Source organism: Mycobacterium sp. NGS66, assembly GCF_059812225.1.
On sequence record NZ_JCALCG010000002.1, the window covers coordinates 247,532 to 269,869 of the forward strand.

18 protein-coding genes are annotated in these 22,338 nt (G+C 65.8%); 11 read left to right on the forward strand and 7 right to left on the reverse strand.

Going from position 1 to position 22,338, the window contains the following annotated elements; genetic code table 11:
• Positions 1 to 7: 7 nt before the first annotated feature.
• Positions 8 to 1,132, reverse strand: a complete 1,125-nt coding sequence (locus AC5Y2L_RS05660; protein ID WP_499933188.1) for an acyl-CoA dehydrogenase family protein — start codon at positions 1,130 to 1,132, stop codon at positions 8 to 10.
• A gap of 144 nt (positions 1,133 to 1,276) precedes the next feature.
• A complete protein-coding gene (locus tag AC5Y2L_RS05665) occupies positions 1,277 to 2,278 on the reverse strand; it encodes an AraC family transcriptional regulator (protein WP_499932663.1) in 1,002 nt (333 codons plus the stop codon).
• 135 nt (positions 2,279 to 2,413) lie between these two features.
• On the opposite strand from AC5Y2L_RS05665, the gene AC5Y2L_RS05670 reads away from it, so the two are divergent.
• Genes AC5Y2L_RS05670 through AC5Y2L_RS05695 form a run of 6 tightly spaced genes read left to right on the forward strand, consistent with a single transcriptional unit; the run spans position 2,414 to position 7,662 of the window.
• Positions 2,414 to 3,271 (forward strand): MaoC/PaaZ C-terminal domain-containing protein, encoded by an 858-nt coding sequence (locus AC5Y2L_RS05670; protein WP_499932661.1) that lies wholly within the window; start codon positions 2,414 to 2,416, stop codon positions 3,269 to 3,271.
• A gap of 5 nt (positions 3,272 to 3,276) precedes the next feature.
• Positions 3,277 to 4,560: a lipid-transfer protein gene (locus AC5Y2L_RS05675; RefSeq protein ID WP_499932659.1), complete on the forward strand. Its 1,284-nt coding sequence runs from the start codon at positions 3,277 to 3,279 to the stop codon at positions 4,558 to 4,560.
• A 43-nt stretch (positions 4,561 to 4,603) separates the two neighbouring features.
• Positions 4,604 to 5,038: a type II toxin-antitoxin system Rv0910 family toxin gene (locus AC5Y2L_RS05680; RefSeq protein ID WP_499932657.1), complete on the forward strand. Its 435-nt coding sequence runs from the start codon at positions 4,604 to 4,606 to the stop codon at positions 5,036 to 5,038.
• Between the two features lie 29 nt (positions 5,039 to 5,067).
• Positions 5,068 to 5,955 (forward strand): SDR family oxidoreductase, encoded by an 888-nt coding sequence (locus tag AC5Y2L_RS05685; protein ID WP_499932655.1) that lies wholly within the window; start codon positions 5,068 to 5,070, stop codon positions 5,953 to 5,955.
• Positions 5,952 to 6,815: an alpha/beta fold hydrolase gene (locus AC5Y2L_RS05690; protein WP_499932653.1), complete on the forward strand. Its 864-nt coding sequence runs from the start codon at positions 5,952 to 5,954 to the stop codon at positions 6,813 to 6,815. Before AC5Y2L_RS05685 ends, AC5Y2L_RS05690 begins: the two co-directional genes overlap by 4 nt.
• A 10-nt stretch (positions 6,816 to 6,825) precedes the next feature.
• Complete coding sequence (locus tag AC5Y2L_RS05695; RefSeq protein WP_499932651.1) at positions 6,826 to 7,662, forward strand: SDR family oxidoreductase; 837 nt, start codon at positions 6,826 to 6,828, stop codon at positions 7,660 to 7,662.
• A gap of 58 nt (positions 7,663 to 7,720) precedes the next feature.
• On the opposite strand, the gene AC5Y2L_RS05700 is transcribed toward AC5Y2L_RS05695, so the two are convergent.
• A complete protein-coding gene (locus AC5Y2L_RS05700; RefSeq protein ID WP_499932649.1) occupies positions 7,721 to 9,343 on the reverse strand; it encodes an adenylate/guanylate cyclase domain-containing protein in 1,623 nt (540 codons plus the stop codon).
• Between the two features lie 45 nt (positions 9,344 to 9,388).
• Here AC5Y2L_RS05700 and nucS point away from each other — a divergent pair, with 45 nt between their 5' ends.
• Both nucS and AC5Y2L_RS05710 read left to right on the forward strand, forming a co-directional pair.
• The gene (gene nucS / locus AC5Y2L_RS05705; RefSeq protein WP_499932647.1) at positions 9,389 to 10,060 is read left to right on the forward strand and encodes an endonuclease NucS; all 672 of its coding nucleotides are present in this window, start codon (positions 9,389 to 9,391) and stop codon (positions 10,058 to 10,060) included.
• Positions 10,061 to 10,082: 22 nt separating this feature from the next.
• A complete protein-coding gene (locus AC5Y2L_RS05710; RefSeq protein WP_499932645.1) occupies positions 10,083 to 10,364 on the forward strand; it encodes an Rv1322 family protein in 282 nt (93 codons plus the stop codon).
• Here AC5Y2L_RS05710 and mce read toward each other — a convergent pair.
• On the reverse strand, positions 10,361 to 10,819 hold the full coding sequence (gene mce, locus AC5Y2L_RS05715) for a methylmalonyl-CoA epimerase (RefSeq protein WP_499932643.1): 459 nt from the start codon (positions 10,817 to 10,819) through the stop codon (positions 10,361 to 10,363). The genes AC5Y2L_RS05710 and mce overlap by 4 nt on opposite strands.
• A gap of 90 nt (positions 10,820 to 10,909) precedes the next feature.
• On the opposite strand from mce, the gene AC5Y2L_RS05720 reads away from it, so the two are divergent.
• Together AC5Y2L_RS05720 and AC5Y2L_RS05725 are read left to right on the forward strand one after the other, a co-directional pair.
• Positions 10,910 to 12,091, forward strand: a complete 1,182-nt coding sequence (locus tag AC5Y2L_RS05720) for an acetyl-CoA C-acetyltransferase (RefSeq protein WP_499932641.1) — start codon at positions 10,910 to 10,912, stop codon at positions 12,089 to 12,091.
• Between the two features lie 160 nt (positions 12,092 to 12,251).
• On the forward strand, positions 12,252 to 13,166 hold the full coding sequence (locus AC5Y2L_RS05725; RefSeq protein ID WP_499932639.1) for a tetratricopeptide repeat protein: 915 nt from the start codon (positions 12,252 to 12,254) through the stop codon (positions 13,164 to 13,166).
• Positions 13,167 to 13,228: 62 nt separating this feature from the next.
• Here the strand turns inward: AC5Y2L_RS05725 and glgB are convergent, their stop codons facing one another.
• On the reverse strand, positions 13,229 to 15,424 hold the full coding sequence (gene glgB / locus AC5Y2L_RS05730; RefSeq protein WP_499932637.1) for a 1,4-alpha-glucan branching protein GlgB: 2,196 nt from the start codon (positions 15,422 to 15,424) through the stop codon (positions 13,229 to 13,231).
• A 7-nt stretch (positions 15,425 to 15,431) separates the two neighbouring features.
• Positions 15,432 to 17,519: an alpha-1,4-glucan--maltose-1-phosphate maltosyltransferase gene (locus tag AC5Y2L_RS05735; protein WP_499932635.1), complete on the reverse strand. Its 2,088-nt coding sequence runs from the start codon at positions 17,517 to 17,519 to the stop codon at positions 15,432 to 15,434.
• Positions 17,520 to 17,711: 192 nt separating this feature from the next.
• Between AC5Y2L_RS05735 and AC5Y2L_RS05740 the strand changes: the two genes are divergently transcribed.
• A complete protein-coding gene (locus AC5Y2L_RS05740) occupies positions 17,712 to 20,303 on the forward strand; it encodes a glycosyltransferase family 1 protein (protein ID WP_499932633.1) in 2,592 nt (863 codons plus the stop codon).
• On the opposite strand, the gene AC5Y2L_RS05745 is transcribed toward AC5Y2L_RS05740, so the two are convergent.
• A complete protein-coding gene (locus tag AC5Y2L_RS05745; protein ID WP_499932631.1) occupies positions 20,290 to 22,287 on the reverse strand; it encodes an ATP-dependent DNA helicase in 1,998 nt (665 codons plus the stop codon). The two genes, AC5Y2L_RS05740 and AC5Y2L_RS05745, sit on opposite strands and share 14 nt — an antisense overlap.
• Positions 22,288 to 22,338: the final 51 nt, after the last annotated feature.

Below are 22,338 nucleotides of genomic sequence, written 5' to 3' on the forward strand. Positions count from 1 at the left end.
CCTGCGGTCACAGGCTCTTTCCGATGATCGTCTTCATGATCTCGTTGGTGCCCCCGTAAATCTTCTGGATACGGGAGTCGGTGAATATCCGAGAGATCGGATACTCGGTCATGTAGCCGTAGCCACCGAACAACTGGAGACATTCGTCGGCGACCTTGCACTGCTGATCGGCGAGCCACCACTTGGCCTTGGCCACGGTCGGCACATCCAATTCGCCCACGAGGTGCTTGGCGACGCAGTCATCGACGAAGCTCCACGCGATGCTCTTGATGGTGTCGCACTCGGCAAGCACGAACTGAGTGTTCTGGAAATTGAAGACAGGTTTACCGAACGCTTCCCGCTCCTTGGTGTAGGCGACGGTGAGCTCGACGGTCTTCTCGATCGCGGCAGCTGCGACCACGGCGAGGATCAGTCGCTCTTGTGGCAGCTGCTGCATCAGCTGGATGAAGCCCAGCCCCTCGGCGGCACCCACCAGGTTGGACTGGGGAACCCGGACGTCGTCGAAGAACAGCTCGACGGTGTCCTGGCCGTGCTGGCCGATCTTCTCCAGGTTGCGGCCACGCCGGAAGCCGGCGCGATCCGTCTCCACCGCAATGAGCGAGGTGCTGTCCACGCCGCTGCTCTCGGGAGCGGTCTTGGCGGCCACGATCACCAGATCTGCCAGGAAGCCATTGGAGATGAAGGTCTTGGATCCGCTGATCACATAGTCGTCACCATCCTTGATGGCCTTGGTCTTGATGCTCTGCAGATCCGAGCCGGTGCCAGGCTCGGTCATGGCGATGGCGCCGATGGCTTCGCCGGTGGCCATTTTCGGCAGCCAGGCGCGCTTCTGCTCTTCGGTGCCATAGCTGCTGATGTAGTGGGCGACGATGGTGCTGTGTAGCGGGCCGCCGAAACTCGGTGCCAGGGCACGGATCTGCTCGATCGCGATCACTGCGTCATGGGCGAAGGTACCGCCGCCACCGCCGTACTCCTCGGGGATGCTCGTGCACAGCAGGCCGAGGTCACCGGCCTTTTTCCAGACGTCGCGGTCGGCGTGCTGCTGGGCGCCCCACCGCTGTTCGTTCGGGGCGCATTCCTTCTCGTAGAACCGGCGCGCGAGATCGGTCAGCGCGTCCAGGTCCTTGTCCATCCATGATGACCGGTGCAAGGCCACAGTTGAACTCCTCTGTTCTGTGATGACTCTTGCTTCGACGCTATGGGTCTGGTGGGCGGCCACCAATGACCGCGGCGATCACCACGTTGACCGGATCGCTCACGGTGCCACGGCGCGCGTTCAGCGCTGATATGAGCCCGGTGCGCTACCGGTCCAACGCCGGAAGGCTCGGGAGAACGCGCTGGGTTCGGAGAAGCCGAGCCGGCGGGACAGGGCAGCGACGGTTTCGTCGCCGCGCACCAGGCTTGCGATCGCGGCGTCACGCAGGATGTCTTCCCGGATGTCGCGAGCCGAGGTGTTCTCCTCGCGCAGCTTGCGCCGAAGTGTCTGCGGACTCACGGCCAGTTCGGCTGCGATGTCATCGACGCTTGGCCAGTCGCCACTGAGCCCGCGTTGCAGGATGCGCCGCACGTGGCTGGTCAGCGAGACCCCGTAGTCACGTCGTTCGAGCACCCCCGCGGGAGAGTCCCGAAGGAAGTCCATCAACTCTTGCTCGTTGCGCACGATCGGTGCGGAGAGCACCTCGGCGTCGAATATCAGCGCCGGCGCCGGTGCCGAGAACCGCACCGGCGCACCGAATATCAGGTCGTAGTCGTCAAGTCCGGGATCGGCCGGGTACGGCACCTCGACCCTTCGCAGCGCCACCTTGCGACGAATCGCCCAGCCGATGAAGCGGTGCATGACGGCCAGCATGGTGTCGATGGCCAGGCCCACCGGCCGCGGCACCGCGCTGATGTCGAACGAGAGGCGGGCGACTCCCGCGTCCTCGGCCAGCGTCACCGGCGGAACCCCCGGCAGTGACTTGTTGAAGCTTTCGAACCGTCCTAGGGCAGTGCGCACGTCGGCGGCGTTGAGCAGACCGAAACACACCAGGCGAAAGGTGCCGCGCGGCACCGGCTGCAAACCCAGCCCGAGCAGCTCGTCGTCGGTGACCCGCCACAGGTGTCGAATCAACGTGGAGGCCTGGGCCGTCGTGACGCGGGACCGCCCCTCGTCGAGCAGGATCGGCTCGATGCCCGCCTCGGTAAGCAGGGCCTCGACGTTCAAGTTCAGGCGACGTCCGAGCTCGACCATGTCCTGCACGCGCCGAATCGCGATCGTGTAGCCAGAGTCGGCGGACATGACGCCGACCGTAGCAACCCCAAGACGTGAGCGTTTCGGTCAACGGGGCGAGAGGTTTGGTCATCGCCGGGGCCCAGTCCCGCTCCTAGCGTCGAACGCGACAACTCGCCCGATGATGCGCACAGGAGTTCACCAGTGGCCGACAACGAGGGATACAACCTCGACCGCCTCGATGTATGGGGCGATGAGCAGGAGTTCAAGGTTGAGGCCGAGCGCACGATCGCTTACGCCAAGGCCACCAACGACCCGATCGCCCAGCACCTGGACGGCACGTACGCGCCGCCGGTGTTTGCGGTCGTACCGGCCATGGTGATGATGGCCGAAGCCACCATGTCCGTAGTCCCGGACGAGCTGATGCTGCGAATCCTGCACGGCGAGCACGACTTCCGGTTCCACCGCCCGATCGAACCCGGCGAGGTGCTGACTGTTCGGGCCAAGCCGATCGGCATCGAGGGCAAGTCTTCCGGGGTGGTGGTGACCACGCTGATGGAAACTCGCAGCGACCGCGGCGATCTAGTCAACGAGCAGTACTTCATCGGGTTCTTCCGCGGCGGTGAATTCGACGGCACTGTCGGCGTTCCCGCACCCGATCACGCGTTCGACGACTCACTGCGCGAGCGCGACCCGGAATTCACCGTGGTCCAGCAGTTCGACGACGACCAGACCTTCCGGTACAGCGAGCCTGCCGGCGATCCGATGCCGATCCATCTGGACGACGAATTCGCAAGGGCCATGGGCCTTCCCGGGATCATCATCCACGGGTTGTGCACCATCGCGTTCACCTCGCACGCCTTGATCACCAACATCAGCCCCGAAGCGCCCGCTCGGTTGAAGCGGCTGGCGGTGCGTCTGTCGAAGCCGGGTCGGCCGAAAGAGATCATCACAAGCCGGATCTGGCGCAAGGAAGACGGCGTGTACGCCTTTGAGACCGCGGGCGATGAGAAGCCCGACAAGTTCGTCATCACCGACGGTCTCGCCGAATTCAAGGAGTGAACACTATGTCCAACAAGGAAAACGCGGCGTCCAACAAGGAAAACACGGCGTCCAACAAGGAAAACGCGGCGTCCAACAAGGAAAACACGGCGTCCAACAAGGTATTTGTCGTCGGCGTCGGCATGACGAAGTTCGAGAAGCCGGGCCGCCGCGAGGGCTGGGACTACCCGGCGATGGCGAAGGAATCCGGCACCAAGGCCCTCGAGGACGCCGGGATCGAGTACGGCAAGATCCAGGAGGCTGCCGCGGGATACGTCTACGGCGACTCGACTGCCGGCGAACGGGCCATTTACGAACTCGGCATGACGGGCATCCCCGTGGTCAACGTCAACAACAACTGCTCCACCGGGTCGTCCGCGTTGTACCTGGCCGCACGGGCGATTCGCGGCGGGTTGGCCGATTGCGCCCTCGCGATCGGGTTCGAGAAGATGCAGAGCGGCTCACTCGACGCCGGCTTTTCCGACCGGGAGCAGCCGCTGCTACGCCACATCGAGGCGCTCGCTCAGCTGCGGGACTTCGCAATGCCGGTGGCGCCCTGGATGTTCGGCGCCGCGGGTGCCGAACATATGGAGCGCTACGGCTCCACCCCGGAGCACTACGCCAGGATCGCCGAGAAAAACCACCGGCACTCGGCAAACAACCCGTATGCCCAGTTCCAGGATGTGTACACGCTGGAGGAGATCCAGTCCGCGAAGATGGTCTACGAGCCGCTGCAGATGACGCGGCTGATGTGCTCGCCCACCTCGGATGGCTCCGGCGCTGCGGTTCTGGCCAGCGAGCGATTCGTCGAGGAGCACGATCTCGCGGATCGCGCGGTGGAAATCGTGGGCCAGTCGCTGGTCACCGACACCGAGTCGACGTTCTCCGCGGGAACCGCCCGTGCGCTCGTCGGATACGACATGAGCGCCACCGCGGCCCGCAACGTCTACGAGCAGGCCGGAATCACCCCCGACGACGTCGACGTCATCGAACTGCACGACTGTTTCGCCCCCAACGAACTGCTCACCTACGAGGCGCTGGGCCTGTGCGCCGAAGGTGAGGGCCACAAACTGGTGGACGCCGGCGACACCACCTACGGCGGCCGCTGGGTCGTCAACCCATCCGGCGGGCTCATCTCCAAGGGCCACCCCCTCGGCGCGACAGGGCTCGCACAGTGCGCCGAGATGACGTGGCAGTTGCGAGGCCAGGCCGACGCTCGCCAGGTGCCGAACGCGCAGGTTGCTCTCGCCCACAACATCGGTCTCGGTGGCGCCGCCGTCGTCACCGCCTACCGACCGGCCCAGCGCTGAAACAGACTGTCCCACAACATCATCACGAACAAGGAGTACGAAAATGGCATCATCGAACGTCAGCCGAGAGTTTGCGGCGTCGCAGGACAAGGTGTGGGCTGTGATCTCCGACCCGAACCGGTTCGAGGAGTGGCTGACTTTGCACACCAAGTGGAAGGAAGCACCGCCCGCGCAGCTGTCCAAGGGCGCAACGATGGCCGAGGTCCTCACCATCATGGGCATGGCGAACACGATCACCTTCACCGTCGACGAGTACGACGCACCGAACACAACCAAGTTCTCGGGCACCGGTATGGCAGGCGCCAAGATCACCTTCACGCTGACTGTCGAACCGAAGGGTGACGACGCGTCGATCGCGACGCTCGACGCGGAGTTCATCAGCCAGATGATGGTCGGCGCCATCGGCGGTGCGATCGAGCGGGCCTCCACCAAGGAGCTCGAAGCCTCCCTCGACAAGCTGACTGCGCTGATCGCCTGACCGGCCCCACTCAACCGAAGGAAAACACCATGGGTTCAATGCAGAATCGCGTCGCCGTCATCACCGGGGCCGGGCGCGGCATCGGTCGCGAACATGCGCTGCTCTTCGCCAAAGAAGGTGCCAGCGTGGTCGTCAACGACCTCGGTGGCAGCAACGACGGCAGCGGCATGGACGCCGGGCCGGCTCAGCAGGTGGTCGACGAGATCATCGCCGGCGGCGGCAAGGCCGTCGCCAACACTGACAACATCGCCACCTGGAGCGGAGCGAAAAGTCTTGTCGACCGAGCTATTTCAGAGTTCGACGGCCTGGACGTGGTGGTGAACAACGCGGGAATCCTGCGCGACGCGTTCATCGCAGGCATGGACGAGTCACAGTGGGACTCGGTGATCGCGGTGCACCTCAAAGGTCATTTCTCGGTGCTCCACCATGCCGCGGCTTACTGGAAGGATCAGGTCAAGGCCGGCAAAACGGTCAAGGCCGCGGTGATCAACACCGCGTCGGCGTCCGGCACGTTCATGGCCAACGCGGGGCAGGCCAACTACGGTGCGGCCAAGGCCGGTATCGCTGCCCTCACTGAGGTGGCCGCACTGGAACTCGAGCGTTACGGCGTGCGCGTGAACGCGATCGCCCCGGTGGCGCGCACGCGCCTCACCCTGGCTACCCCGGGCATGAGCGCCATGTTCGAAGAAGAAGTTCCCGAGGGCGAGTTCGATGCCTTCAGCCCGGCCAACATTGCCCCGGTCGTCGTGTACCTCGCCTCCGAGGACTGCCCGTTGACCGGCAAGGTTCTCGCGGTGCAGGGCGGCGCGGTGTCGCTGCTGCAAGGCTGGCACACGAAGGATGTCGTCGAGACCGACGGTCCCTGGCTGTTGGACAAGCTGCCCGCGCAATTGGATCACTGGGCCGCCACCGAATGATCGGCGAACGGCGCGCAACCTACGCCGGCGTCGGTACCCGCGAGCTGTATGTCGACGGAGCGGGGCCGACGCTGGTTCTGGTACACGGATTCGGCCACCCCGCGCCGTGTTGGCGTCCCGTTCTGCAGCGGTGCGCCGCGGCCGGGCAGGCGGCCATCGCGGTCGACCTGCCCGGCTTCGGCGACGCCGACGCAGCGTCGCCGGGTCCGTTCCTGCCACAGCTGGTGCGGTTTCTGCGGGCCGTGGTGACCACGCACGGAGCCGGCACTCCCGTTGTGCTGGTTGCAAACTCGCTCGGCGCGAGCAGCGCGGTGCGATTGCTCGACACCGAATCCGATCTGCCCGTATGCGGGCTGGTTGCGTTGAACACCGCCACCGACCAGTGGACGCCGCTGATGAAAGCCGCGATGATCCGCCGAGGCCGGACACTTGCCGGACTGGCCGGCCTGCCGCTGCGGGGTGCGATCTTCGGGCGCGGCGCGAACATCGTCGGCGCCCGACTGCTTTACGGCGACTACCGACTCGCCGACGCCGCCGCAGTCGCCCTACTCACCGACCAACTCAGCTCGCGGCAAGTACGACGCGATCTCGCCGCCCTCGGCGGCCCGCTGATGTTCGAGGTCGCGGTGGTCGCCACCGCACATGACATCACCTATCCCACCGTGTTCGTGCACGGCACCCGGGACAAGCTCGTCGCGGTCGCGGCCAGCAAGCACCTGCATGCCGCCAATCCTGCGAGTCGGCTCGAGTTGCTAGACGGCATCGGGCACTGTCCCCATCTGGACGCGCCGGATCGCATCACCGCCCTCGCCCTGGAACTGGCAGGCGCCGCGGGTGGGATTCGTACCGGCACCGTATGAAGGAGTTTCGATGGCAAATCAGGTAGCAGCGGTGCGCGGCAAGGTCATTGCCATCACCGGCGGTGCGCGGGGAATCGGGCTGGCGACGGCGACCGCCTTGCACAATCTGGGCGCGAAGGTGGCCATCGGAGACATCGACCACATCGCCGTCAAGAACGCCGCCGACGAGGCCGATCTGGCGTTCTACGGCAAGCTCGACGTCACCGAAAATGATTCTTTCGCGGCATTTCTCGACCAGGTCGAACAAAAGCTCGGACCGATCGACGTCCTGGTCAACAATGCCGGAATCATGCCGGTCGGCCGGCTGGTCGACGAGCCCGACCCAGTGACCCGGCGCATCATCGACATCAACGTCATGGGCGTGATATTCGGCTCGAAGCTCGCCGCGCAACGTATGCTGCGCCGGCACCACGGCCATATCGTCAACGTGGCGTCGCTGGCCGGCGAAATCTACGGCTCAGGAATGGCCACCTACTGCGCCAGCAAGTTCGCGGTGGTGGGATTCACCGATGCCGCCCGCGTCGAGCACCGCAACACCGGTGTCGAGTTCTCGATTGTGATGCCGTCATTCGTCAACACGGAGCTGACCGCCGGCACCAAGGGCATCCGCGGCATCAGAAACGCTGAACCCGAAGACATTGCCGCGGCGATCGTCCGCTTGGTCAGCAAGCCTCGGCCGCGGGTCAGAGTGACCAAGCTCGCCGGTGGCATCGCGGCGATGCAGAAGTTCTTGCCGCGTGGCTTCGCCGAGTGGTTGGCCCGAGGGCTCGGCGGTGAAACGGTCTTTCTCGACGACGTTGACACCGAAAAGCGTCGAGGCTACGAGGAACGCGCCCGTCGCAGCTGATTGATCACGACCAGCTTGCGGGTTGCCTGCGGCCCCGGCCGACGTCGGGTTCGTCGTCTTACTTGCGCGCTTTGGCCGGTTCGACCGGCGACGCCAGCTGAATCCGTTCATCGTGGCCACGCAATTTCACGTGGCGTCCCAAAGACCAATGCTCGCGCTCACTTTCGCTCGCGCCCTCCAGCGTCTGCGCCGATGCCAGCAACTTGCCGGGGCGTGATTTGGCCAGTTCGCACAGCCGTGCCGCTTCGTTGACCGGCTCACCGATCACGGTGTATTCGAACCGTTCTCGGGCGCCCACATTGCCGGCGACGACCTGGCCCGCGGCCACACCGATGCCAGCCTGGCACTCCGGCATCTCGTCGCACAATCGTTTGGCGATGACCCGTGCGGCGGCCAAGGCCTGGTCTTCGGGGTGTTCCAAAGTATTCGGCGCACCGAAAATGGCCAGTGAAGCGTCGCCCTCGAACTTGTTGACGAAGCCGCGGTGGCGGTCCACCTCTTCGACGATGATCGTGAAGAACCGGTTCAGGAGTTTGACGATGTCGGCTGGTGGTTGGCTGGTGACCAACTTCGTGGAGCCGATGATGTCGATGAACACCACCGCGACATGGCGTTCTTCGCCGCCCAGTTTCGGCCGCTCCCGTTCGGCGGCGGCGGCGACTTCGCGCCCGACGTGCCGGCCGAACAGATCGCGCACCCGTTCGCGCTCCCGCAGGCCGTCGACCATCGCGTTGAAACCCCGTTGCAGCTCGCCGAGCTCGGTGCCGTCGAACACCACCAGGTCGCCACGCAGGTCGCCCCGCTCGACGCGCTGGAGCGCCGCGCGAACCACGCGCACCGGTGTCGCGGTCAGCCAGGCCATGATCCACATCAGGATGAACCCGAAGACCAGTGTCGCCGCCGCGACGATCAGCACGCCGACCGCGAACTCGGTTTCGGTCAGATTCCGCATCAGGATCTGGAAGACGGCCATCAGCGCGATGCCGACGACGGGTACGCCGGAACCCATCAGCCAAACCATCATCAGTCGGCCCATGATGCCCGGTGCCATCCGCCGGGGCGGTGGCCCCGCCTCGAGTGCCTGGGCGGCCACCGGGCGCAGCGCGAACTCGGTGAGCAGATAGCTGCTGGTGGAGACCAGAAGACCGGCAAACGCGACCGTGATCAGGAACCGCGGGATGAACTGGTGGTTGACCATGCCGTAGAGGGTGGTCAGCAGCACCGTCCCGATCCCCCACAGGATGAGGTCACCCAGCGCCACTCGCCAGGGGGCCAGGAAGGTGTTGCGCTCGTCCTCCTGCGTCGGCGGGCGCTCCTCGATGGCCCAGCGCAGTGCGAGCACGGTTCGCCTGGTGATCCACCACGCGCCTAGCGCCAGGGCTAGCGCGATGTAGCCGGGCACGACGCCGAACGTCAGCCACTTCGGTGCGTCGTGGAACACGCTGGGTTGGGGAATGGCGACCGTCACCAGCAGCACGTTGACGGCGATCCCGATCAGATTGGCCGCCACGATAAGGACGGTCATGATGACCTGGATGCGGACCCGGCGGCGTCGCTGACTTTCCGATACCCGCCCGAGCAGCCAAGAGCCGAACGCGGGGGTGTCGGGCCGGCCGCTTTGACGGGTCACCCTCTCGAGCACCCGGCCCAAGCGTTGCGCCACCGTCTTTTTGCCGGCCATGGTGGCGCCAGCCTAGTTCGTCGGCAACGTTCTAAGGTGAGTCGGGTGCGCCTAGTGATTGCCCAGTGCACCGTCGACTACGTCGGCAGGCTTACCGCGCACCTGCCCTCCGCCCGCAGGTTGCTGCTGTTCAAGGCCGACGGGTCGGTCAGCGTGCACGCAGATGATCGCGCCTATAAGCCGTTGAACTGGATGAGCCCGCCGTGCTGGGTGAGCGAGGAGCCCGGCGACCCGGCGCCGGTATGGGTGGTGCAGAACAAAGCGGGCGAGCAGCTGCGGATCACCGTCGAGCAGATCGAGCACGATTCCAGCCACGATCTGGGTGTGGACCCGGGGCTTGTCAAGGACGGTGTGGAGGCACACCTGCAGGCGTTGTTGGCCGAGCACCTGCACGTGCTCGGCGAGGGATACACGCTGGTTCGCCGCGAGTACATGACCGCAATCGGACCGGTCGACCTGTTATGCCGCGACGAACGGGGAGGCTGTGTCGCGGTGGAGATCAAGCGGCGCGGCGAGATTGACGGCGTTGAGCAGCTCACCCGGTATCTCGAATTGCTCAATCGCGACACCGTTCTGGCGCCGGTGAAGGGGGTGTTCGCCGCCCAGCAGATCAAGCCGCAGGCCCGCACTCTGGCGATGGACCGCGGAATCCGTTGCGTGACACTGGATTACGACCAAATGCGGGGGATGGACAGCGACGAGTATCGGCTGTTCTGAGTTGCCCGATTAAGCTGGCGCAATGGCCCGTCGCCCTAAACCGCCACGACCGCTGTCGGCGGAGTCGCGGCGGCTGGAAACCGGTCCTGACGGCTATCAGTACGAGGTGCGCGCGATCGCCGCGGCACGCGCCGTCAAGACCTATCGATGCCCGGGGTGCGATCATGAAATCCGTTCCGGCACTGCGCATGTGGTGGTGTGGCCCGCCGACTCAGTGGTGAGCGGAGCCGAGGATCGGCGGCACTGGCATACGCCGTGCTGGAGAAACCGCGCCAATCGCGGTCCGACCCGAAAGTGGTCTTAGCTCGCCGGCTCGACCAACTCGATGAGCACACCGCCGGCGTCTTTGGGGTGGATGAAGTTGATCCGTGAGTTCGCTGTGCCGCGCCTGGCATTCTCGTAGACCAGGCGCACACCCTGGGAGCGCAGCCGAGCGCACAGGGCATCCAGATCGCTGACCCGGCAGGCCAACTGCTGGATGCCTGGTCCACGCTTGTCCAAGAACTTTGCTATGGTCGACGACTCGTCGAGCGGGGCCATGAGCTGGATCTGCGCCGTGGTTCCCGGCACCGAGAGCATTGCCTCGCGGATGCCCTGGTCGTCGTTGACTTCCTCGTGGACCAGGATCATGCCGAGGTGGTCGTGGTACCACTCGATGGAAGCGTCCAGGTCGGCGACCGCGATGCCGACATGATCGAGGCCTGTCACCAACGAGGCAGCGAGTACGTGACGGGCGTCAACTTGATCGGTCGTCATCACACAACGGTAACCTGGCGATTGAGATTGCGCTTCTTCGGTAGGTCGAATCGGCCTTCGACAGACCGCCCATTGCCCGGCCAGGAGGTACTGATGACGACGTCCGTGATCGTTGCTGGAGCCCGCACCCCAATAGGGAAATTGATGGGTTCGCTCAAGGATTTCAGCGCCAGCGATCTGGGCGCCATTGCGATTGCCGGGGCGCTGGAACGGGCGCACGTGCGGGCCGCCCTGGTCGAGTACGTGATCATGGGTCAGGTGCTGACCGCGGGGGCCGGTCAGATGCCGGCCCGGCAGGCGGCGGTCGCGGCCGGTATCGGCTGGGACGTGCCGTCCCTGACCATCAACAAGATGTGTCTGTCCGGAATCGACGCCATCGCGCTGGCCGACCAGCTGATCCGCGCCGGTGAGTTCGACGTGGTAGTCGCCGGTGGTCAGGAATCCATGACCAAGGCTCCACACCTGCTGATGGACAGCCGCTCCGGTTACAAGTACGGCGATGTCAAGGTGCTGGATCACATGGCTTACGACGGGCTGCACGACGTGTTCACCGACCAGCCGATGGGTGCCCTCACCGAGCAGCGCAACGACGTCGACAAGTTCACCCGTCAGGAGCAGGACGAATACGCCGCCCGGTCGCATCAGAAAGCGGCCGCGGCGTGGAAGGACGGCGTCTTCAACGACGAGGTGGTGCCGGTGCAAATCCCGCAGCGCAAGGGTGATCCACTGCAGTTCACCGAGGACGAGGGAATCCGCGCCAACACCACCGCCGAGTCGCTGGCCGGCCTCAAGCCGGCGTTCCGCAAGGACGGCACCATCACCGCCGGCTCGGCCTCCCAGATCTCCGACGGCGCCGCCGCGGTTGTGGTGATGAACAAGCAGAAGGCCCAGGAAATGGGTCTGACATGGCTGTGCGAGATCGGCGCACACGGCGTCGTTGCGGGGCCGGATTCCACCCTGCAGTCCCAGCCGGCCAATGCCATCAAGAAGGCGCTGGACCGTGAGGGTATCTCGGTCGACCAACTCGACGTCGTGGAGATCAACGAGGCCTTCGCGGCCGTCGCGCTGGCCTCCACGCGCGAGCTCGGCGTGGATCCCGAGATCGTCAACGTCAACGGCGGTGCAATCGCCGTCGGTCATCCAATCGGCATGTCCGGGGCCAGAATCACGCTGCACGTCGCGCTCGAGCTGGCGCGGCGCGGGTCGGGCTACGGCGTTGCGGCGCTGTGCGGTGCCGGGGGACAGGGCGACGCGCTGATTCTCCGTGCCGGATGAACTGACCAGTAACTTTGCTGCGAAGCGTGATGCGCCAAGCGATGTGTGATTTTTGTCATACTCGCAGATCACGGGCCTTTGCGGGTCGGCCTTGGCCGCGCGCGATCCTCGGCGCCACCGGGTCGACCGGCCGTCCTACCGGCGTGACAAACTGGATGACGTGACGCGTCCGCGACCCCCTATCGGGCCTGCCATGGCCGGTGCGGTCGATCTGTCCGGCCTCAAGCAGCGCGCCCAACAGAACGCTTCAGCACCTGGCCAGGCAACGTCGGCGGCGCCGGGCGGCCCGCAGACCACCGAGGTGACCGAAGCCAACTTCGAAGACCAAGTGCTGGTCCGGTCGGACGAAGTACCGGTTGTCGTCGTGCTGTGGTCCCCGCGCAGCGACGCGTGCGTAGAGCTGGTTGATGCGCTATCCGGTCTTGCCGCCGCCGACAAAGGCAAGTGGTCGCTGGCGACGGTCAACGTGGACGTCGCACCCAGGGTGGCGCGGATATTCGGCGTCGATGCGGTCCCGACCGTGGTGGCTTTGGCCGCCGGGCAGCCTATTTCGAGTTTCCAGGGCGTGCAGCCGGCCGATCAGTTGCGACGCTGGCTGGATTCTTTGATTTCGGCGACGGCCGGGAAGCTCAGAGGCCCGAGCGGCTCCGGAGAAGCCACGGAAGTGGATCCGGAGGTTGCGCAGGCTCGCCAGCAGCTCGAAGCAGGCGATTTCGAAGCCGCGCGAAACTCGTATCAGGCGATCCTGGATGCCAATCCGAGTAGCGTCGAAGCAAAAGCCGCGATCCGCCAGATCGAATTCCTCACGCGCGCAACCGCACAGCGGCCCGACGCGGTTGCGATCGCCGACGCCGCGCCGCATGACATCGAAGCCGCGTTCGCGGCCGCCGACGTGCAGATCCTCAACCAGGACGTGACTGCGGCATTCGACCGGTTGATTGCCTTGGTACGCAGCACGTCTGGAGATGAGCGCACTCGGGTGCGCACCCGGCTGATCGAGCTGTTCGATCTGTTCGACCCGGCCGATCCCGAGGTCATCGTCGGCCGGCGCAATCTCGCCAACGCGCTTTATTAGGCCGAGCAGACGCAAAAGCACCCGCACGCCCGGTGTGTCGGGTGCTTTTGCGTCTGTTCGCGCTACTCAGGTTCCAGCCATAGCGCCGATGTCGGCGGCAGTACCAGCACCGCCGACGCCGGACGGCCGTGCCACGGGTCGTCGGTGGCGTCGACGCCGCCGAGATTGCCGATTCCCGAGCCGTTGTACTGTGTCGCGTCGGTGTTGAGCACCTCGCGCCAACGGCCGGCGACCGGCAGCCCGAGCCGGTAGCCGCTGTGCTCTGAGCCGGCGAAGTTGAACACGCAGGCCATCACCGAGCCGTCAACGCCGTAGCGGAGGAAGCTCAGGACGTTGTTGGCCGAATCGTTGGCGTCGATCCAGGAATAGCCCTCGGGCATGGTGTCTTGACTCCACAGCGCGGGGTGGTGGCGGTAGATGTCGTTGATGTCGCGGACCAAACGCAGAACACCGTTGGAAAATCCCTGCTCGTCGAGCTGCCACCAGTCCAGACCACCCTGCTCGGACCACTCGGCGCGCTGGCCGAACTCCTGTCCCATGAACAGCAGTTGCTTACCCGGATGCGCCCACTGGTACGCCAGTAGGCTGCGCAATCCGGCAGCCTTGGCGTGGTTGTTGCCGGGCATCCGCCCCCACAGCGTGCCCTTGCCGTGCACCACCTCGTCGTGACTGAGCGGCAGCACATAGTTCTCGCTGAACGCATAAAGCATGGAGAACGTCATCTCGTGGTGGTGGTAGCTGCGATACACCGGATCATGGCTGATGTAGTTGAGTGTGTCGTGCATCCAGCCCATGTTCCACTTCATCGAAAAGCCTAGGCCGCCAAGGTTTGTCGGCCGCGTCACCCCAGGCCACGACGTCGACTCCTCGGCGATCGTGACGATGCCCGGCGCCGCCTTGTGGGCGGTGGCGTTCATCTCCTGCAAGAACTGCACCGCCTCCAGGTTCTCGCGTCCGCCATAGATGTTGGGAGTCCACCCGCCTTCGGGGCGCGAGTAGTCCAGGTAGAGCATCGAGGCCACCGCGTCCACCCGCAGACCATCGACGTGGAACTCCTGCAGCCAGTACAGGGCGTTGGCCACCAGGAAGTTGCGCACCTCCGGTCGCCCGAAGTCGAAGACGTATGTGCCCCAGTCCAATTGCTCGCCGCGCTTGGGATCGGAGTGCTCGTAGAGCGGAGTGCCGTCGAAACGGCCCAGCGCCCAGGCGTCTTTGGGGAAGTGTGCCGGCACCCAGTCCACGATGACGCCGATGCCGGCCTGATGCAGAGCGTCGACCAACGCCCGGAAATCGTCGGGGGTGCCGAACCGCGAGGTCGGGGCGTAGTACGAGGTGACCTGATATCCCCACGACCCGGCAAACGGATGCTCGGCGACGGGCAGCAGCTCCACATGGGTAAACCCATGTGTCACAACGTATTCGGTCAGCTCACGGGCGAGTTGGCGGTAGCTGAGGCCGGGGCGCCACGAGCCGAGGTGGACTTCGTAGGTGCTCATCGGCTCGAACACCGGATTGCGTTGCGCCCGCCGAGCCATCCAGTCCTCGTCGGCCCAGCTGTAGTCGCTGGTGGTCACCCGGGATGCGGTCTGCGGCGGGACCTCGGTGCCGAAGGCGAACGGGTCGGCGCGATCGGTGACGACGCCGTCAGCGCCGTGTACCCGGAACTTGTAGAGGCCACCGACGGGGAACCCCGGCCAGAACAACTCCCAGACCCCCGATGAGCCCAAAACCCGCATCGGCGCGTCGTTGCCGGTCCAGCCGTTGAAATCACCGATCAGGCTCACACCCTTGGCATTGGGCGCCCAGACCGCGAACGAGACGCCGTCGACCACGCCGTCGGCGGTCTTGAACGAGCGGGGATGTGCGCCGAGGACTTCCCAGAGTCGCTCGTGGCGACCCTCGGCGAACAGGTGCAGGTCCACCTCGCCCAGGGTGGGCAGGAACCGGTAGGCGTCGGCGATGGTGTAGACGTCGGAGTCGCTGTAACGCACCTCAAGTCGGTAGTCGATGAGGTCGACGAACGGCAGGGCAACAGCGAACAACCCGGAGTCGATGTGCTGCAACGGGAATCGGTCATCGCCGACGATGGCAACCACCTCGGCCGCATGTGGTCGATAGGTGCGGATGACGGTGTGGTCACCGTACTCGTGGGCGCCCAAGATGCCGTGCGGGTTGTGGTGCTCGCCCGCCATCAGGCGTGCAAAGTCGGCGTGGTCTGGCGCCAGATGCGTGTTTGCGATTTGGTCCGTCTTGCTCATGGTTCCCTCACCTCCTGCGCAGCAGCGTGATTCGGGATTCGTCGGGTATCAGCGGCATGTTGATGATGTGGGCGACCGCGCGCCCAGGGTCGATACGAACGTAGTTTGCCTGTCCCCATTGGTATTCCTCGCCGGTTATCTCGTCGCGCACCCAGAACCGGTCGTAGGGCTCCATGCCCAACGCCGCCATGTCTAGCCACAGCGTCCCCTCTTCCGGCCCGAACGCATTCAGGGTCACCACCACCAGCACGCAGTCGCCGGTGGCCGGGTCGAACTTGCTGTACGCCAGCAGCGCGTCATTGTCCACGCCGTGGAAGTGGATGGTGCGCAGCTGCTGCAGTGCTGGGTGCAGTCGTCGAATTGCGTTGAGCCTGGTGATAAATGGCTCGAGCGACTTACCTTCGGCCAGCGCGCCGGCGAAGTCACGGGGCCGCAATTCGTACTTCTCCGAGTCCAGGTATTCCTCGCTGCCCTCACGTACCGCGCGGTGCTCGAAGAGCTCGTAGCCGGAGTACATCCCCCAGGCCGGACTCATGGTCGCTGCCAGGACTGCGCGGATGGCGAACATCCCCGGGCCGTTGTGTTGCAGCACGGCATGCAAGATGTCGGGGGTGTTGACGAACAGGTTCGGCCGCCGGTAGTCGGCCAGCGCGGCAATGTCGTTGCCGAATTCGGTGAGCTCCCATTTCGCCGTCCGCCAGGTGAAGTACGAGTAGGACTGCGTGAAACCCAGCTTGGCCAAGCCATATTGCCGGGCCGGCGGGGTGAAGGCTTCGGACAAGAAGAGCACGTCGGGGTCGACGGACTTCACCTGGCCGATCAGCCAGGCCCAGAAGTCGGGCGGCTTGGTATGCGGATTGTCGACGCGAAAGAACTTGACGCCGTGGTCAACCCAGTGTCGAACCACGCGCAGGACTTCGTCGTAGAGGCCCGCGGGATCGTTGTCGAAATTGAGGGGATAGATGTCCTGGTACTTCTTCGGTGGGTTCTCCGCATAGGCGATGGTGCCGTCCGGCAATTCGGTGAACCATTGCCGGTGTTCGCGCGCCCAGGGATGATCGGGCGCGCACTGCAGCGCCAGGTCCAGGGCCACCTCCATGCCGAGGTCGCGCGCTGCGGCCACGAAGTCGTCGAAGTCGTCGAGGGTGCCCAGGTCCGGATGAATGGCGTCGTGGCCGCCCTCGTCGCTACCGATCGCCCACGGCGATCCCACGTCTCCGGGTTCGGCGGTGGGATTGTTGTTGCGGCCCTTGCGGTGCACCTTGCCGATCGGATGGATCGGCGGCAGGTACACCACGTCGAACCCCATCTCGGCGATGCGTGGCAGCGCCGCGGCCGCGGTGGCGAAGGTGCCGTGCACGGGCTTGCCGTCGGCGTCCCAGCCACCGGTCGAACGGGGAAACATCTCGTACCACGAGCCGAACCGGGCCAGCGGCCGATCCACCCAGATGCCGAACTGCTCGCCGCGAGTGACGAGGTCACGCAGCGGATAGTCGGTGAGAATCTGTTCGACGTCGGATGACAGTGCCAAGGCTGAGCGGGTTACCGGATCCCCCGGTCTGCGCAGCGCCGCCGCGGCCTCCATCAGCGGCCAACGCTGTGAACGCGGCACACCGGTCGCAGCGCGCTCGAACAGCGCCGCACCGACCAAAAGGTCGTTGGACAGTTCCTTCTCGCCCTGGCCGGCGTCCAGCTTGGCCACCAGCCCGTGCCGCCAGGTGTGGATCGGATCACCCCAGCCGTCGACCCGGAAAGTCCACAGCCCGACACTGTCGGGAGTGAACTGTCCGTGAAACACGTAGGGCTCCTGGCCCATCGTCATGGGAATCAGCAGCGGCTTGACCCGGGGCGTCTCCGTGGGCGCGGCATCCACAGTGGCCGTGGGCGCCTGCACCGCCTTGATCCGGCGCGCCTCGGCCACCTGTGGATAGCGCCGGCCGTGGTAGCGCACAACCAGGGTCGCCGCTACCGCCTCATGACCTTCCCGCCATACCGCGGCGCTGACCGGGACCACTTCACCGACCACCGCCTTCGCGGGGTACGCGCCACAGGAAACGACGGGCTGGACGTTATCGATCTCGACACGACCGGGCACCCATCACTCCGTTCGCCTGTCGTCGGGTGTTGCTGGGAATTTCCCTCGTCGGGAATCTGCTGTCACCGGGAAGCTTCGTTGCGCCCCAATACGTACCCGATACCCACCCTAGTGTCCGATCACACCCGGCGAGGTCAACGGCGGCGGATCAGTAGCCCTGCGGGGCCGTCAATTCTCAGTAAGCTATTGACGGTGAAAGCCCTCCGCCGGTTCACGGTCCGTGCTCACCTACCCGAGCGGCTCGCCGCCCTCGATCAGTTGTCCACCAACCTGCGATGGTCGTGGGATAAGCCGACCCAGGACCTGTTCGCGACCATCGATCCGACGCTGTGGGTCCAGTGCGCCAATGACCCGGTGGCGCTGCTGGGCGCGGTCAAGCCGGTACGGCTTGACGAATTGGCGCTCGACGAAAGCTTCCTGGGCCGGCTCGACACCTTGGCCGCCGAACTCAACGACTACCTGAGCCGCCCGTTGTGGTACCAGCAGCAGGCCGACGCCGGAGCGGAGCTGCCGACCGGTATCGCCTACTTCTCCATGGAGTTCGGCGTCGCCGAGGTTTTGCCCAATTATTCTGGCGGACTTGGGATCTTGGCCGGCGATCACCTCAAGTCCGCGTCCGACCTCGGGGTTCCGCTGATCGCGGTCGGTCTCTACTACCGCTCCGGCTACTTTCGGCAGTCGCTGACGGCGGACGGTTGGCAACAGGAGACCTATCCGGCGCTGGACCCGCAGGGACTCCCGTTGCGGCTGCTGACCGACGCCGGCGGCAATCCGGTGCTGGTGTCGCTGTCGCTGCCGGACGACGCCCAGTTGCGTGCGCGGATCTGGGTCGCGCAGGTGGGCCGCGTCCCGCTGCTGCTGCTGGATTCCGACATCCCGGAAAACGAGCATGAGCTGCGCAGCGTCACCGATCGACTCTATGGCGGCGACCAGGAACACCGCATCCGGCAAGAGATCCTGGCCGGTGTGGGCGGGGTGCGGGCTATCCGCGCGTTCACCGCGCTGGAGGGGCTGCCCGCGCCCGAGGTATTCCATATGAACGAGGGTCACGCGGGATTCCTCGGCGTAGAGCGGATCCGCGAGTTGATGACCGGCTCGGATTTGGACTTCGACACCGCGCTCACGGTGGTGCGGTCCAGCACCGTGTTCACCACCCATACCCCGGTGCCGGCGGGCATCGACCGGTTCCCGCTCGAGATGGTGCAGCGCTACTTCGACGACGGCGGCGACGAGGTGGCCACCCTGTTGCCGGGCGTTCCGGCGGACCGGGTCATCGCGCTGGGGTCCGAGGACGATCCGACGAAGTTCAACATGGCTCACATGGGTCTGCGGCTGGCGCAGCGGGCCAATGGCGTGTCGTTGCTGCACGGCCGAGTCAGCCGCGTCATGTTCAGCGAACTGTGGGCTGGGTTCGATCCCGGCGAGGTGCCCATCGGATCGATCACCAACGGCGTGCATGCGCGCACCTGGGCGGCCCCGCAATGGCTGCAACTCGGACGCGAACTGGCGGGCTCGGACTCGTTCGCCGACCCCGGGGTGTGGCTGCGGCTGCAGCAGGTCGACCCCGCTCACCTGTGGTGGATCCGGTCACAGCTGCGCGCGCTGCTGGTTGACGACGTTCGGGTGCGGCTGCGCAAGTCTTGGCTGGAACGCGGCGCGTCGGAGGCCGAACTCGGTTGGATCGCAACGGCATTCGATCCGGGCGTGCTCACCGTCGGGTTCGCGCGCCGGGTGCCGACCTACAAGCGGCTCACCCTGATGTTGCGTGACCCGGATCGACTGGAGCGGTTGCTGCTCAACGACGAAAGGCCGATCCAGCTGATCGTCGCCGGCAAGTCGCATCCCGCCGACGACGGCGGCAAGGCGCTGATCCAGCAGATCGTGCGCTTTGCCGACCGGCCGGAGGTGCGCCACCGCATCGCGTTCCTGCCCAACTACGACATGTCGATGGCCCGGCTGCTGTATTGGGGATGCGACGTCTGGCTCAACAACCCGCTACGCCCGTTGGAAGCCTGCGGCACCTCGGGGATGAAAAGCGCGCTGAACGGCGGGCTGAACCTGTCCATTCGCGACGGCTGGTGGGACGAATGGTATGACGGCGAAAACGGTTGGGAGATACCGTCTGCCGACGGGGTAGCCGACAACAACCGCCGCGACGACCTGGAATCCAGCGCCCTCTACGACCTGCTCGAACACGCGGTGGTACCGAAGTTCTACGACCGCGACGAGCAGGGAGTGCCGCCGCGGTGGATCGAGATGGTGCGGCACACGCTGCAGACGCTCGGTCCAAAAGTGCTGGCGTCACGCATGGTTCGCGACTACGTCGAGCATTACTACCTGCCGGCGGCGCAGTCGTTGCGCCGGACCGTCTCCGGCGCTGACGGTGGCGAGTTCGCCGCGGCCCGGGAACTGGCCGCCTACCGTCGTCGGGTCGAGGCCGCGTGGCCGAAGATCGACATCACCGACGTGGACAGCACCGGCCTCCCGGATACTCCGCTGCTCGGGTCCAAGCTGACCCTGACCGCCACAGTCCAACTGGCCGGTCTGTCGCCCGACGAGGTGACTGTGCAGGCGGTAGTGGGCAGGGTCGATCCCAGCGACGTGTTGATCGATCCGATGACCGTCGAGATGTCTTATGCCGGTACGGCCGAGGGGGGCAATCAGGTGTTCTCGACGACCACACCGTTGCCGATGGCGGGGGCCCTCGGGTACACCGTGCGGGTGCTGCCGCGTCATCCGATGCTTGCCGACAGCAACGAGCTGGGCCTGGTCACGCTGGCCTGAGGCGCTGCTCGCGCGACGCGGTGCGCAGCCGCTCCAGCGCCGCACGGACCTGGGCACCATTGGTGGTTTGCCAGAACGGCGGCAGCGAGGCTCGCAAGTAGTCGCCGTAGCGCGCGGTGACCATCCGCGAGTCGAGCACCGCGACCACACCGCGGTCGGAGATGGCGCGCAGCAACCGGCCGGATCCCTGCGCCACCAGCAGCGCGGCATGGCTGGCGGCGACGGCCATGAAACCATTTCCGCCACGTGCCGCCACCGCTCGCTGCCGGGCGCTCAACAGTGGGTCGTCCGGGCGCGGGAACGGGATGCGATCGATGAGCACCAACGACAGCGACGGCCCCGGCACGTCGACCCCTTGCCACAGCGACAGCGTGCCGAACAGTGAGGTCGCCGGATCGGCGGTGAACTGCTCCACCAGCGCCGAGGTGCTGTCGTCGCCCTGACACAGCACCGGCGTCGAAAGGCGCTCACGCATGGCTTCGGCGGCCGCTCGCGCCGCCCGCATCGACGAGAACAACCCCAGCGTCCGTCCGCCGGCGGCGGTGATCAGCTCGGCGATTTCGGTCAGCTGCTCGGCCGACCCGGTGCCGTCGCGACCCGGGGGCGGAAGGTGAGCGGCAATGTAGAGGATTCCCGCCTTGGCGTGGTGGAACGGCGATCCGACATCCAGGCCACGCCAGCGTTGCGCCGCTGTCAGCCCCCACGCGGTCGCCATCGCGTCGAAGGAACCGCCGACCGTCAGCGTCGCCGACGTCAACACGGTCGTCGAACGGGCGAACACCTGATTGCGCAGCAGGTCCGCCACCGCGAGCGGCGCCACCCGCAGCACGGCGCGTGGCGTGCCCCGGTTGTCCTCCTGGTCCAGCCAGACCACGTCGGTGCGATCGGGGATGGCCGGGGTGAACGACGTCAGGATCCGCGCTGCGGTCTCCGAGATATCACTAAGGGCCGCAACGGATTCGGCCCGCGCCGAAGCCGCCTTGGCGTCGCCGGTGGTGTCGATGGCCGACCTCGCCGCGCTGGCCGCATCACGCAGCGCGGTCAGGTATGTGGCCAGCTCCTCGTCGAGGTGGTCGATGCGTCCGGGGATGGCGTCCTGGATGGCAGCGGCGAAATTCACCGATGCAGCCTCCAGTCGCTGGACCAGTTCCTGCCCGACCAGCCTGTTGATCCGTCGCGACACCGCACCCAGGGCCGCCGACGTCAGCTCCGCGGTGGCCACCGACGTCACCCGGTCGACCAGCTCATGCGCTTCGTCGACCACCAGCAGCGCGTGGTCTGGCAGCACCGTCGATTCCGAAACCGCGTCGATGGCAAGCAGTGCGTGGTTGGTGACGACGATGTCGACCCGGCCGGCGCGCTGACGCGCGCGTTCGGAGAAGCACTCGGCGCCGAACGGGCAGCGGGCCACGCCGATGCATTCTCGTGCGGAAACGCTGACCTGCGACCACGATCGATCGTTCACGCCCGGCTTGAGGTCGTCGCGGTCACCAGACTCGGTGGTGGAGGCCCATGCCGTGAGCCGTTGCACGTCGCGTCCCAACGCCGAGATCGCAACCGGGTCGAAGAGTTCTTCCTGCGGTCCGTCTTCCGAATCGGCGCTGTCACCATGAATCTTGTTCAGGCACAGGTAGTTTCGCCGACCTTTGAGTAAGGCAAACCGTGGACGGCGGGGCAACACGTCGGCAAGCGAATCGGCCAGCCGGGGTAGGTCGCGATCCACCAGTTGGCGCTGCAGCGCGATGGTCGCTGTCGACACCACCACCGGTGTGTCGTCGGTGACGGCGCGGACGATCGCCGGAACCAGATAAGCCAACGACTTGCCGGTGCCGGTGCCCGCCTGCACCACCAGATGCTCGCCGGTCTCGAAGGCCTGGGCGACGGCAGCGGCCATCTGCTGCTGACCGCTGCGTTCGCTGCCACCGAGTGCTGCCACCGCAATGGCCAGCAGCTCGGCCACGGACGGGGAGGCGGGCCCGGACACGGCGTCGACGGTAGTCCAACTCGGTCAATTTGCTCGACTCTCCCCGGCAAG

Excerpts from the sequence above, each read along its gene's own strand:
- AC5Y2L_RS05695 (WP_499932651.1), top strand. The coding sequence starts at position 6,826 with ATGGCAAATCAGGTAGCAGCGGTGCGCGGCAAGGTCATTGCCATCACC.
- AC5Y2L_RS05720 (WP_499932641.1), top strand. The coding sequence starts at position 10,910 with ATGACGACGTCCGTGATCGTTGCTGGAGCCCGCACCCCAATAGGGAAA.
- AC5Y2L_RS05675 (WP_499932659.1), top strand. The coding sequence starts at position 3,277 with ATGTCCAACAAGGAAAACGCGGCGTCCAACAAGGAAAACACGGCGTCC.
- glgB (WP_499932637.1), bottom strand. The coding sequence starts at position 15,424 with ATGAGCAAGACGGACCAAATCGCAAACACGCATCTGGCGCCAGACCAC.
- AC5Y2L_RS05685 (WP_499932655.1), top strand. The coding sequence starts at position 5,068 with ATGGGTTCAATGCAGAATCGCGTCGCCGTCATCACCGGGGCCGGGCGC.
- AC5Y2L_RS05710 (WP_499932645.1), top strand. The coding sequence starts at position 10,083 with ATGGCCCGTCGCCCTAAACCGCCACGACCGCTGTCGGCGGAGTCGCGG.
- AC5Y2L_RS05680 (WP_499932657.1), top strand. The coding sequence starts at position 4,604 with ATGGCATCATCGAACGTCAGCCGAGAGTTTGCGGCGTCGCAGGACAAG.
- AC5Y2L_RS05660 (WP_499933188.1), bottom strand. The coding sequence starts at position 1,132 with ATGGACAAGGACCTGGACGCGCTGACCGATCTCGCGCGCCGGTTCTAC.
- AC5Y2L_RS05690 (WP_499932653.1), top strand. The coding sequence starts at position 5,952 with ATGATCGGCGAACGGCGCGCAACCTACGCCGGCGTCGGTACCCGCGAG.
- AC5Y2L_RS05700 (WP_499932649.1), bottom strand. The coding sequence starts at position 9,343 with ATGGCCGGCAAAAAGACGGTGGCGCAACGCTTGGGCCGGGTGCTCGAG.
- AC5Y2L_RS05665 (WP_499932663.1), bottom strand. The coding sequence starts at position 2,278 with ATGTCCGCCGACTCTGGCTACACGATCGCGATTCGGCGCGTGCAGGAC.